This is a genomic window from Prochlorococcus sp. MIT 1341 (genome assembly GCF_034092415.1).
GTDB lineage: Bacteria > Cyanobacteriota > Cyanobacteriia > PCC-6307 > Cyanobiaceae > AG-363-P08.
Genome location: NZ_CP139304.1, coordinates 1869339 through 1880860 on the forward strand (window position 1 = coordinate 1869339; position 11522 = coordinate 1880860).

An 11522-nucleotide genomic window follows, 5' to 3' on the forward strand; every position below is an offset into this window, starting at 1 on the left:
TACCAACCCGGTAAGCCTCTAGCTTCATTATCCATCTAAAGAGGCTTAATTTGATCTCTTGGGTTTAATTAAGTAGAGATTTTTCGTTTATTTGATGTATTCCTTTAGGACTCCATTACGGTTTGGATGACGTAGCTTGCGGAGAGCTTTGGCTTCTATTTGCCTTATTCGCTCCCTTGTAACGTCGAAAATTTGCCCAATCTCTTCAAGTGTTTTCATCCTGCCATCATCTAGACCATATCTGAGACGAAGAACGTCTCTCTCTCGAGGACTAAGGGTCGCTAGAACTCCCTCTAGATCTTCACGTAATAGATTTTTTGCAACATCTTGGTCAGGATTTTCTATATCAGCCTCAATAAAGTCTCCCAATCGAGAGTCTTCTTCTTTGCCAATGGGAGTTTCAAGGGATATAGGTAATTGAGCGCTTTTCGCTATGAAGCGCAGCTTCTCAATTGTCATTTCCATACTTTCTGCTATTTCCTCTTCTGTTGGTTTACGCCCAAATTCTTGACTTAGTACTTTGGTGGTTTTTTTGATTCTGGAAATAGTTTCGTAGAGATGAACAGGAAGCCGAATAGTTCTACTTTGATCAGCTATTGCTCTTGTGATAGCTTGTCGAATCCACCATGTGGCGTAGGTAGAGAACTTATAGCCTTTTTCATGGTCAAATTTTTCAGCAGCACGAATTAGACCAAGACTTCCCTCTTGGATCAGGTCCTGAAATGAGAGGCCTCGATTCATATATTTTTTTGCTATTGATACAACCAATCGAAGGTTTGATTGCACCATCTTTTCTTTTGCCCGTCGCCCGAGCATTAGTCTTCGACGGAATTTCACAAGAGTCATATTCTCAAGGACTGCCCATTCCTTAGTCGTTGGAAAGTGACCATTGTCACTTTCGAATTGAGCTGCAACTTCTTCTAAGTGAAGGAGATCTGCAATTTTTCGGGCAAGTTCAATTTCTTCGTCTGGACGAAGCAGTCGTATACGACCAATCTCTTGTAGGTAAACCCTTATTGAATCTTCTGTATATACGCCTTTTGGACCAATCCGTATACTTGCCAAAGCTCTTGCTCTAGCCTCTTTGCTGATCGAAGAAATATCATTAACCTCGGCATCATCAAGGCCTTTTGGACTCATATCTGTTTCTGAAGCGGCAAGTAGTTGATCCGCCTGATCATCAAGGCTCTGAGTAGAAGTTTCTAGCTTAGAATCAACCTTCGCTTTAGCAGTGGCAACTTTTGACTTTTTAGAAGATTTGCTTTTAGCGGTTGATTTTTTAGCTTTCTTTGAAGTCGCCTTTGCTTTACTTGTTAAAGGCAAGACATCTTCTTTTTTTGTGGCTTTAGGCTGGGCCTTTTTAGTTTCTAGTTTGGTTACGGCAGGACTCATGGCAAACGACGCGAAAAAAAAATGATTAGGAGGATTACTTCTCTGCAAGGTATGCAAAGGAAGGCATATCAAACTAAATACCTAAAACTCCTTGGTAATAAAAAGATGATTCAACAGATCACTGATGACATTTTCGTCATGCAGTTGATTTTGAAGACCTTTTTAGGATGGATTGATGATGGTATTCAGCTGATAAAAAGTATCCGTAGATCGTTGCATGGTTGTCAGGGGCTTTCTCAGACCGGTCAATCGTTTGGGGCAATAACCCCATTGATAGATCTTCGCGTCTTCCCTCTGGGCGGAAGTGTGCTTCATTCCGACTGCAACCTTTTGGTTGCCCAACAAACTCATGTTAAAAAAAACTTGTGACCTCGGCAACTGACCTTTTCCAATCTTCATGCTCATCTTCCATTGAGGTAGATGTTTGGCTTGAGGCAGGCAGAGAGGGGCGTTGTTTTACTTATATAGATTCGCGCCCTTTTGGGGTTGGTTTGGGTGATTTGGTCCTAGTTCGCCTGCGGGGACGATTAATGAAGGGATTGGTTGTCGCAAAGAGAGCTTCCTCTCCTTCAAACTTGCTCAGTAAAAAATCTTTCAAAGATAAAGCCGATCGGCTTTATAAGCCTATTGAAGGATTGATTCAATCTGCTGCAGTTGACCCTCTATGGCGAGAGTGGTTGGAATCCAGAGCAGCCTGCTGTTATACCAGTCAATTTCGCATGCTTAAGGCAGCATTGCCCCCTGGTTGGTTGGGGCAGAGTTCAGGATCGCAATTGCTTCCCCTTAAATATTTTTGGATTCAATTGGAGCTTGGGTTCGATAAATCAGTTGGCCTCCCAAGGCGGCAATTAGATTTGAGAAATACTTTGCTTCAAAGAGGTGGAGGAGCCTGGCAAAAAGATCTAGCCAGTGAAGGATATAGTTTAGGCCTTGTTAATAGTCTTATTAGGAAGGGTTTAGTAAGCCGAGAGAAACGTGAGCTTAAGGAAGAAGAATGCTTGGAGGGTGTGGTTAAGTTTAAAAAATCTTTAGAACCAGCTCAAGAGCTAAATTCTGAACAGGCTAAAGCTGTTGAAATTTACAAGTCCCAATCTGCGGGGGAGGCGATGTTGCTTTGGGGCGTAACTGGCTCAGGGAAAACCGAGGTTTATTTGCAATTAGCAGAAAGAGAGTTGGTTGCAGGAAATCATTGTTTGATTTTGACACCTGAGATTGGATTGATACCTCAGTTGGTTGATCGCTTTAGAAAAAGATTTGGACCAGTTGTATGGGAATATCACAGCGCATGTTCCGAAAAAGAAAGAGTATCAACCTGGCGTAAAGGACTGAACGCCGAAGATCCAATAGTTGTTGTTGGAACTCGATCAGCAGTTTTTTTGCCTTTAGTTCCGCTCGGCTTAATTGTCGTAGATGAGGAACATGACAGTTCATATAAGCAAGAGTCACCAATGCCTTGCTATCACGCAAGGGACTTGGCTTTAGATAGAGCTCAACGAGTTGGAGCGAAAGTGGTAATGGGTACTGCTACGCCTTCTTTAGTTACCTGGAAAAACTTGGCCCCTCGAGGGCAAATAGCTTTGGCAAGACTAAATAATCGAATTGAGAACCGTCCTTTACCTACTGTTCATTTAATTGACATGAGGCAGGAATTAGCTGAAGGACATCGATTGCTTGTTAGCCGTGCCTTAATCAGTCGATTAGCTGAGTTGCCGGAGAAAAAAGAACAAGCTGTGATCCTTGTGCCGAGAAGAGGCTATAGCAGTTTTTTGAGTTGTAGAAGTTGTGGTGAGGTTGTTCAATGCCCGCACTGTGATATTGCTTTAACGGTGCACAAAAAAAAGGATGGGTTCCAATGGTTGCGTTGTCATTGGTGTGATTATCGAAGCAATATCTGTTCGACTTGCAGTTTTTGTGGCTCAAGTGCTTTTAAGCCTTTTGGCGCTGGGACTCAGCGCGTAATGGAACATCTTGCTCAAGAGTTGGAAGGGGTAACTTTTTTGCGTTTTGACAGAGACTCCATACGCGGTCGAGATGGACACCGCCAAATTTTGGAGCGCTTTGCGAATGGAGAAGCTGATGTTTTAGTTGGGACTCAGATGCTTTCTAAAGGTATGGATTTGCCAAAAGTCACTTTGGCCGCAGTTTTAGCGGCGGATGGGCTCCTTCATCGTCCTGACTTGCAAGCCAGTGAACAGGCCCTTCAGACCTTGATGCAATTAGCTGGTAGAGCTGGCAGAGGTGAGAACCCTGGAAAGGTTTTTGTGCAAACATATTGCCCTGATCATCCTGTGATTAGACATTTAGTTGACGGTCAATATGAAGAGTTTTTAGAAAAGGAATCAATCCTGCGCAAAAGCGCTGGATTGATTCCCTATAGCAGAGCGTGCCTGTTAAGGCTGGCAGGAGAATCTGCATCATTAACCGCAACAGCTGCAGCCACAATTGCAGAATTGATAAGGCCAATGTCTGAATCACTGGGATGGACTTTGATTGGCCCAGCCCCATCAATGGTGGCAAGAGTAGCTGGACGAAGTAGATGGCAGTTATTACTTCATGGGCCTGAAGAAAGTTCTTTGCCTCTACCTACGGGAACTCAACTTTGGGATGCTTTGCCAAAAGGAGTGACTTTGGCTGTGGATCCAGATCCCATTCACCTTTGAATAAGGCTTGATTCCAGCACACTTTTAATTAAGAGGGTTGTTTAGTAGAACGATTTTTCACCTGAAGGCATTGATTTTGAAGAGTCAAGGAAAGAGAAGGTAAAACAATTAGAGTAATTGACCTCATGCTTGGCAGGAACGACTCCCAACCTGAAAATATAAATGATATTTTTTCCACAGCATCTAGATTTGATTCTAGATCCTCACTTTCTTTATTGAAGGTTTTCATTCTGTAATACGACCTTTTGAATGGGAAAGGCCTTATTTGTTAGGCCTGACTTCTGAATGTTGAGACTTTTGCGAAAGATTAATGAAATTGATTAAAGCCTTATTGCGCTCTAATAAGTTTATTTTTGCATCAAAACTAACTTTAGCTAGTAAGTCAATCTCTCTTCTTCGTATTACCTGTAAATGTTTCTTGAGGCAAGATATTGGCTTTTTTTATCCTAAAAAGGGGGAATCATTAGATGTTTACCTTGAGAGTCTTTTCAATTATTACTTCGTTATGTGAAGAGTGTATTGAATCCATGAATTAAATATACCAAGAACGTAGATGATTCACATTTTTACTTACTTCTCAAAAGAGTTGTATTTGATTTGGACTTGTAATATTCCTTAGGGAGATGTCTTTTCTCATTAACTAAGTAAAAAAGTGAGAAAGAAGAGAACGGAGAAGACAATAATTGCAAATCCAATTTGAAGACCTTTAGTTGGACCTGTTGGGGGCAAGTTAATAGGGGCAGGCTTAAGTTTCCTCCTTTGAGAAACAAATGAAGCAGGACTTTTAGTGATAGCGCTAACCCCAAGGGTTGGCATTTCTATTGACCAGTTAGAAGGCCTTTCTAGGCTAGGTGCTTCTAATACTGAAAGTAAGCTCTTGGCTTTAACTTTTAGATCTATGTTTTTGCATTTAGAAAGGATGCGGCAAGTATCAATTGCTTTCTGATCTTTACCTTGCCCCATCCAAGAAGTGATCATGAGCATTCTGAGATTTGTGCTCTGCTCTTCTGATAAATCTTTGTTTTCAAGAAGTTTTTCAAGAATCCAGAGACTTTGTGAATAGTCTCCACGGGCAATAGCCTCTTCAGCTCTCGCCTGGCTGACTTCCATCAATCACCCTCGCCCAAAGACCATGGTTCCAATTCCTTCGTTAGTAAACACCTCTAAAAGGAGTGCATGGGGAACTCTCCCATCGATGATGTGAGCGGCTGAAACGCCTTGTGCTAAGGCTCTTATGCAGCATTCTGTTTTTGGAGTCATTCCCCCTGTGACTATCCCTTGATGGATAAGATTTCGAGCTTCGGAAAGGGGCAATTGGCGTATCAAGGTTGATGGGTCGTTGGGATCTTTAAGTATTCCAGGGGTGTCTGTTAGCAGAATGAGCTTTTCGGCTTCTAGAGAAGCAGCGAGCTCGCCGGCAACAGTATCTGCATTGATGTTGTAAGACTGTCCGTCGACGTTTGCCGCCACACTTGAAATTACTGGTATATACCCTTTCTCAAGGAGTGGCTTAAGTATTGATGGATTTACCTTTGCGACATCACCTACAAATCCATGGCTGCCATTACCCCATGGTCTTGCTTCGATTAAACATCCATCGCATCCACTAAGGCCTACAGATGGCGCACCTAGCTTGTTTAAACCATTAACAATTTGTTTGTTGACTCGACCAACTAGAACCATTTCAACTACATCCATCGTTTGAGAATCTGTGACTCTCAGCCCATCACGGAACTCAGCGGATATTTTCAGCCGTTCAAGCCATTGATTGATTTCTGGTCCTCCACCATGAACTACAACAGGTTGCACTCCAACGCTTGAAAGAAGGGCAAGATCGCGAAATACGGCCTCTTTAAGAGCATCATTGGCCATTGCTGAGCCGCCATATTTAATAACGATGCGTCGTCCAGCGAAGCGTTGGATATATGGCAATGCCTCACTTAAAACAGATACTCTGAGAGATTCATCTCCTGAGTTCTTTGAGGATGATTGCTTGTTGAAAATCTCCACAGCCCTTTCCCTTTGATTTACTCGGATGCATGCTCGTCTTGAGCATTTATTTTGCTTTGAATTGGAAGTAGCATTAGATCAAGTAGGCCTTCATCTTTGCAAAGTAATTCTGCCTGAAGCCCCTTTGCAAAAAAACGACTTAAGCGATCTTTCTTTTCCTCCCAACGCTCTAGAGCAACTCCACCAATTTCAAACCTTAAGCGAACTCCATAACCCTTACCTGTGTCTAGTTCTTCAATCTCAAGAAGTTTAGGAGGCTTATCGTTGTCCCACAGTTTCAGAACTTGCAGGGATGATTCAAGATGGGTTTTTTGTCCATAGCGCCATCTGGTCACATCCCCAACAAGCTTCTTAAGCTCCGGAGGACCTGCGTTTTGGAGGTCAGTTAGGTCTTTAGAAGTCGGAATTTTTTTAGCAGGTGGTAGCTCGGATGTTTTTAATGCAAGCCCCCCTAGGAAGATGGGGAATCCATAGAAAAGTGTCGGCACACTTAGGTTCGCCGCACCTGTGCCATAGGCCACTGCACCGATCACTGTCAAGAATGCGCCAGTTACGGTAATAACGTTGGCAGGTGAAAATAGTTCTTTCATGTCAAGTATTCTGGCTTTAAGCAGGACAGGTTGGGGAGCCTAGATCGAATTTCTATGTCTAAAGGTGTTGCTGATTCAAGTAATTTTATCGAGTTGATTGATCGACTTGAGCAGGATAGAGCTTGGTTGCTTGAACAAATTGATAGTGGAAGATGGCCAGAGTTACGGTTGGACCTTGCCGCTTTGGAGAGGGAGTTGGGTCAGATCCTTGTAAAGGTTGCTCAGAAGCTTGAAGATAGGAAGGATCTCAAGAAAGATTCTTAAAAGGGAATGTCATCAGTATCTGGAATTAAAGGTGAGCTATTCCAATTTGTTGAATCTTCTTTAGGGGCTTGTTCATTTGCATTTGGATCTTGCTTAGGAGTGCTTATGGCTTGGGGTTTTGAAACGGCTTTTTTTCCCTTATCCCTTTCCCCTCCTATGGGGTGGAACTTTGAGAGGGTAAATTCAGCAGATTTTTCTTTTGTTCCATCTTGGCGAGAGACTGTGTTCATCCTTAACCGGCCTTCTACTAGAAGACGATTTCCAATGCTGACTCTGCTTTGCAGTTCTTGTGCCAGATTCCCCCACCCAACAACCTTAATAGTCCCTGGAAGATCATCTGCCCTAAGCCCATCAAATTGCACTTTCATTTCGGCAATTGGAGTTTGATTGTTTTGCGTGTATCTAGTTGTGGGAGCTTCTATAACCTCAACCTCAAGCAAGCAGTGGTTCATTTCTTTGTTCTGAATTGAGGCCCATCTTGATGCAGACTCGCAAGAATTACCACCAAAGTTTATGGTTGCTGTCTGGGACTGGTGATGGACCTCTTCTTGCTGAAACTTTGATTAATGATGGGTGGAATGTCAGTGTAAGTGTGGTTTCAAAAAGCGCTGGCTTGGCTTATTTGGGAATTCCTTTAGAAAATCTGTGGATAGGTCCTCTTAATGGTGTTCAAGAGATTAAAAATGTAATCCAAGAAACCTATTCCTGTGAACAAAGGTTTGATTGGGTGATTGATGCGACCCATCCTTTTGCAACAGTTATTAGTAATAACGTTTTTAAGGCTTGCGATGAGCTTGGGCAGCCTTTGCTGGGCTATACCCGTCCTTTTGAACAAATCAATAGAGCAAATTTAATTAATAGTCCTTTAGAGCTTGCTAAGAAAGATCTACTAGGGTCAAGATTTTTATTTGCAATTGGCGCAAGACATCTTCAAAAGGCTGTTAAAGCTGCACACGAAGCAGGTGCGAAGGTTTTTGCGCGGGTAATGCCTTCACAAGACAGTTTAAGGAATGCTTTAGCAAGTGATTTGGAAGGGGGACAACTGGCTGTTGTTAGACCTTTGCAAGGACAATCTTTAGGTGGGATAGAAGTCGCTTTATGTAGGAGATGGGAAATAACCTCAATCCTTTGTCGTCAATCTGGAGGAGTTACGGAAAAGCTATGGCATAAAGTTGCTAAAGAAATAGGGTTGGATCTTTGGCTTATTGCTCGACCGCCTTTGCCTAAGGGGATGCAGGTTGTTTGCTCTGCACAGGCTCTATTGCACCGAATAGGGGGTTGAGAATACCTTCCTAAAGTGAATTGATTATTCCCTTTTCTGTATACAACATGTTAGTACCTGAAATTAACTCTGAATTGATTTTAGTTATTACTACCGAAGTAGATATTGAGCATGCAAAGATCCTCGCTGAAAAGATATTAAAAAGACAGCTTGCTGCGTGTATAAGCTTTCAAAGCATTCAATCACAGTATTGGTGGAGGAATTCCTTGAAAACGAGTGACGAGATTCAGCTCCTTATAAAGACTAAAAGGAATCTTTTGGAGAAGTTACATGCTTTAGTCAAAGAGATACATACCTATGATACGCCTGAGTTTATTTTTCTTAAGGTTTCTTCGGATATTTCATATGAGAATTGGATACTAGATAGTGTTATTAAAGCTTGATCATAGATTTACTTTATTTTGTTGTATCTTCTTAAAAGTTCTTTCAAAGAGGTCTGTGATCTGGACCCTAGTTGAGTAACTATTCTTCCAGCACAAATTGAACCAATTTCCCCACATTCTTGGAGAGGTTTCCCTTGAGTGTATGCATAAAGAAAACCTCCTGCGTAAAGATCGCCAGCGCCTGTTGTGTCAATAAGCTTTCCTATTTTAAATGCGGATATTTCATAGAGGTTCTCTCCTTCTAGAACTATAGAGCCAGCTTCCCCGCGAGTTACTATGGCTATATTGCAACATTTTTTCAATTCTTTTATTGCACTTTCAATATTAGAAGATTTAAATAAGGAAGTTATTTCGTCCTCATTGGCAAAGAGAATGTCTATGTGATTGTTTACTAACTCTAAAAAACTTTCACGATGTCTATGTACGCAGAATGAATCAGATAAAGATAGGGCAACATGGCCTCCTGACTCTTGACTTGTTTTTGCAGCAGCAATAAATGCTCTTTTGGCTGCATCATTGTCCCATAAATATCCTTCGAGATAAACAACTTTTGAATCTTTAATTATGGACAAGTCAAGATCTTCTGGTTCTAACTGAACTGAAACACCAAGGTGAGTGCACATAGTTCGTTGTGCGTCAGGTGTAACTAGTATTAAGCAACGGGCTGTCCCTGGTCCTTTTCTGGAGAAAGGAGTCTCAAAGTTGGCCCCAACAGATCGAATATCATGTAGGAAGATTTTACCGAGTTGATCATCTCTTACTCGGCCAATAAAACTTGATTTTCCGCCAAGAATTGCTATTCCCGCTATTGTGTTAGCTGCGGAGCCTCCTGAAGTTTCAATTCCTGGACCAGATTCTTGGTAAAGTTTTTGTGCTTCGACTTCATCAACCAAAGTCATGCTTCCTTTGATGAGGTTATGAGTCTCAAGGAAATTATCTGTTGTTTGAACTAGAACATCAACAATTGCATTTCCTATTCCTACTACGTCAAGTGGTCTGTCCATAAACTCTGAGTTCTTTAGCATTTAATTAATTTGCGCTTCTATAAATGTAGTGAAATTGTTTCAAACACTCTACTTGGGTTCCTTTTAGGCACTTAGTAGTGCACGTTTCGGCCCATGAATAGGGTCCTCTACGACAATTGTTTGATCACGACTTGCGCCAAGAGAAACTATTGCTATTGGCACTTCCATAAGGTCTGCTAAAAAGCGGAGGTATGACATTGCTGATGTCGGTAGTTCTTCTAAACGCCGACAATCAGCTGTAGAACATTTCCATCCAGGAAGTGTTTTAAAAATGGGCCTGCACCGCGCGAATTCATCAGCATTGCTGGGGAAATGATCAATCCTTTTCCCTTCAAGTTCGTATGCAATACATATTTTTATTTCATCAAGTTCATCAAGAACATCTAATTTTGTGATCGCAAGACAATCAAGTCCATTGACCTCAACAGCATATTTACCAATTACGCCATCAAACCAACCACATCTTCGCCTTCTTCCAGTTGTGGTGCCAAATTCACCGCCACGATCGCATAGCTTGTCATTAATATCTCCAGTCAGTTCAGTGGGGAAGGGGCCTTCTCCTACACGAGTTGTGTAGGCCTTTGCAACGCCTATAACTCTGTCTATCAAGGTTGGTCCCACGCCAGCACCTATACAAGCTCCTCCAGAGACTGGATTAGAGGAAGTTACATATGGATAGGTTCCATGATCAAGGTCTAAGAGTGTTCCTTGGGCACCTTCAAATAGGATGTTTTTTTTGTTGCGAGCTGCCTGATGAATCGCTCTTGTGCATTCGACTACATGAGAGGAAAGGCGTTTCCCATATCCGAGATATTCATCAATTATTTTTTCAATTTCTAAAGGTGCTAGGCAATAAACTTGTTGAAACAATTGGTTCTTCTCTTCTAAGGGTTTTTTAAGGCGATCTCTAAGCCTTTGTTCATCCAGTAAATCCATTACCCGAATCCCATTCCTTTGGGATTTGTCCGCATATGTAGGACCTATACCTCTTCCAGTTGTTCCAATTCGTTTTTCGCCTCTTTGATCTTCCATAGCCTGATCTAATAGGCGGTGATAAGGCATGGTCACGTGGGCCGTAGAGGCAAGTTGGAGCCCAGAAATATCTATGCCATTTCCCAGAAGCATGTCTATCTCTTTCAGCATGACTTTGGGGTCAATAACTGTTCCTGATCCAATAAGGCAAGTCGTTTCTGGATAAAGAATCCCTGAAGGGATTAGGTGCAATTTGAGTACTTTTTCTCCCACAACAATTGTGTGGCCTGCATTTACTCCACCTTGATAGCGAACTACTACATCTGCTGAACGACTCAGTAGATCGGTAATTTTGCCTTTTCCTTCGTCACCCCATTGGGCACCTATGACGACAACATTGGCCAAGGACACTGCGGCCCGAAGCCGCTTTTCTGCAATCCTCCACAATTGCAGATGTCCCCTCCGGAAGTCAAAGGAATGATTAAAATTGAATTGAATCCTCCCTCTAAGTACCTCTCGATACGGAATCTTCTGCTTTGGTTAGCTCATTGTTTAAGCGTTCTCTAAGCGCATTTGAGAGAACACGGTTGGGAGAATTTTTGTAATGTCCTGCCAGGGAGTTAAGAGCGGTTTGCATTGTGGTAAAGGAATTAAGCCCAGCCACTTGAGGGCGATTTCTATATATCGATATATATTCAGTAATAATTGCTAATGCTTCATCTTCAATTTCTGCTACTTCGTTTTGTTCTTCTAAAGAGATTGCTTCTTTGAGTCGCCCAGCGACAGCGATGGTGTCATCTACATAATTTCCTTTGATTATCGAGATGGGTTTTGAATTGTTGTCGCAGGCGGTAAGTATTAAGGAGAGGCCAAGGCATAACGCCAGGGTTGCCCCCATCAACCTTTTGAATAGGCGATGTAAGGCGGATTTCATTTTTTAAAAG

Annotated in this window: 13 protein-coding genes; 5 read left to right on the plus strand and 8 right to left on the minus strand. The window is 42.2% G+C overall.

Translation table 11 applies throughout. The features are described from left to right. Positions 1 to 87: 87 nt before the first annotated feature. On the minus strand, positions 88 to 1392 hold the full coding sequence (rpoD, locus tag SOI84_RS09625; RefSeq protein ID WP_320674299.1) for an RNA polymerase sigma factor RpoD: 1305 nt from the start codon (positions 1390 to 1392) through the stop codon (positions 88 to 90). Positions 1393 to 1443: 51 nt separating this feature from the next. Here rpoD and SOI84_RS09630 point away from each other — a divergent pair, with 51 nt between their 5' ends. Both SOI84_RS09630 and priA read left to right on the plus strand, forming a co-directional pair. Next, on the plus strand, positions 1444 to 1761 hold the full coding sequence (locus tag SOI84_RS09630) for a hypothetical protein (protein ID WP_320674300.1): 318 nt from the start codon (positions 1444 to 1446) through the stop codon (positions 1759 to 1761). Then, a complete protein-coding gene (gene priA, locus SOI84_RS09635) occupies positions 1758 to 4052 on the plus strand; it encodes a primosomal protein N' (protein ID WP_320674301.1) in 2295 nt (764 codons plus the stop codon). Before SOI84_RS09630 ends, priA begins: the two co-directional genes overlap by 4 nt. A 636-nt stretch (positions 4053 to 4688) precedes the next feature. On the opposite strand, the gene SOI84_RS09640 is transcribed toward priA, so the two are convergent. The 3 genes from SOI84_RS09640 to SOI84_RS09650 are packed head-to-tail and all read right to left on the minus strand — an operon-like array spanning position 4689 to position 6652. Next, entirely contained in the window at positions 4689 to 5162 is a 474-nt protein-coding gene (locus tag SOI84_RS09640; protein WP_320674302.1) for a hypothetical protein, read from the minus strand. A gap of 3 nt (positions 5163 to 5165) precedes the next feature. Beyond that, positions 5166 to 6062 carry an acetylglutamate kinase gene (argB, locus tag SOI84_RS09645; protein WP_320674303.1) on the minus strand — a complete coding sequence of 299 codons (897 nt, stop codon included), beginning with the start codon at positions 6060 to 6062 and terminating at the stop codon, positions 5166 to 5168. 17 nt (positions 6063 to 6079) lie between these two features. After that, complete coding sequence (locus SOI84_RS09650) at positions 6080 to 6652, minus strand: DUF2854 domain-containing protein (protein ID WP_320674304.1); 573 nt, start codon at positions 6650 to 6652, stop codon at positions 6080 to 6082. Positions 6653 to 6706: 54 nt separating this feature from the next. Here SOI84_RS09650 and SOI84_RS09655 point away from each other — a divergent pair, with 54 nt between their 5' ends. Beyond that, a complete protein-coding gene (locus SOI84_RS09655) occupies positions 6707 to 6916 on the plus strand; it encodes a hypothetical protein (protein WP_320674305.1) in 210 nt (69 codons plus the stop codon). Here the strand turns inward: SOI84_RS09655 and SOI84_RS09660 are convergent. Next, positions 6913 to 7368: a single-stranded DNA-binding protein gene (locus tag SOI84_RS09660; RefSeq protein ID WP_320674306.1), complete on the minus strand. Its 456-nt coding sequence runs from the start codon at positions 7366 to 7368 to the stop codon at positions 6913 to 6915. The two genes, SOI84_RS09655 and SOI84_RS09660, sit on opposite strands and share 4 nt — an antisense overlap. 29 nt (positions 7369 to 7397) lie before the next feature. Here SOI84_RS09660 and SOI84_RS09665 point away from each other — a divergent pair, with 29 nt between their 5' ends. Beyond that, entirely contained in the window at positions 7398 to 8198 is an 801-nt protein-coding gene (locus tag SOI84_RS09665; protein ID WP_320674307.1) for a precorrin-6A/cobalt-precorrin-6A reductase, read from the plus strand. Positions 8199 to 8218: 20 nt separating this feature from the next. Beyond that, a complete protein-coding gene (gene cutA, locus SOI84_RS09670) occupies positions 8219 to 8581 on the plus strand; it encodes a divalent-cation tolerance protein CutA (protein ID WP_320674308.1) in 363 nt (120 codons plus the stop codon). Positions 8582 to 8589: 8 nt separating this feature from the next. Here the strand turns inward: cutA and SOI84_RS09675 are convergent, their stop codons facing one another. The 3 genes from SOI84_RS09675 to psb27 all read right to left on the minus strand — a co-directional run bounded on the left by SOI84_RS09675 (position 8590) and on the right by psb27 (position 11512). Further along, positions 8590 to 9585 (minus strand): adenosine kinase, encoded by a 996-nt coding sequence (locus SOI84_RS09675; RefSeq protein ID WP_320674309.1) that lies wholly within the window; start codon positions 9583 to 9585, stop codon positions 8590 to 8592. 84 nt (positions 9586 to 9669) lie between these two features. Next, complete coding sequence (locus SOI84_RS09680) at positions 9670 to 10989, minus strand: adenylosuccinate synthase (protein ID WP_320674310.1); 1320 nt, start codon at positions 10987 to 10989, stop codon at positions 9670 to 9672. A gap of 94 nt (positions 10990 to 11083) precedes the next feature. Then, positions 11084 to 11512 carry a photosystem II protein Psb27 gene (gene psb27, locus SOI84_RS09685; RefSeq protein WP_320674311.1) on the minus strand — a complete coding sequence of 143 codons (429 nt, stop codon included), beginning with the start codon at positions 11510 to 11512 and terminating at the stop codon, positions 11084 to 11086. Positions 11513 to 11522 lie beyond the last annotated feature (10 nt).

Excerpts from the sequence above, each read along its gene's own strand:
- rpoD (WP_320674299.1), bottom strand. The coding sequence starts at position 1,392 with ATGAGTCCTGCCGTAACCAAACTAGAAACTAAAAAGGCCCAGCCTAAA.
- SOI84_RS09630 (WP_320674300.1), top strand. The coding sequence starts at position 1,444 with ATGCAAAGGAAGGCATATCAAACTAAATACCTAAAACTCCTTGGTAAT.
- SOI84_RS09640 (WP_320674302.1), bottom strand. The coding sequence starts at position 5,162 with ATGGAAGTCAGCCAGGCGAGAGCTGAAGAGGCTATTGCCCGTGGAGAC.
- SOI84_RS09650 (WP_320674304.1), bottom strand. The coding sequence starts at position 6,652 with ATGAAAGAACTATTTTCACCTGCCAACGTTATTACCGTAACTGGCGCA.
- SOI84_RS09655 (WP_320674305.1), top strand. The coding sequence starts at position 6,707 with ATGTCTAAAGGTGTTGCTGATTCAAGTAATTTTATCGAGTTGATTGAT.
- SOI84_RS09660 (WP_320674306.1), bottom strand. The coding sequence starts at position 7,368 with ATGAACCACTGCTTGCTTGAGGTTGAGGTTATAGAAGCTCCCACAACT.
- SOI84_RS09665 (WP_320674307.1), top strand. The coding sequence starts at position 7,398 with ATGCAGACTCGCAAGAATTACCACCAAAGTTTATGGTTGCTGTCTGGG.
- SOI84_RS09675 (WP_320674309.1), bottom strand. The coding sequence starts at position 9,585 with ATGGACAGACCACTTGACGTAGTAGGAATAGGAAATGCAATTGTTGAT.
- psb27 (WP_320674311.1), bottom strand. The coding sequence starts at position 11,512 with ATGAAATCCGCCTTACATCGCCTATTCAAAAGGTTGATGGGGGCAACC.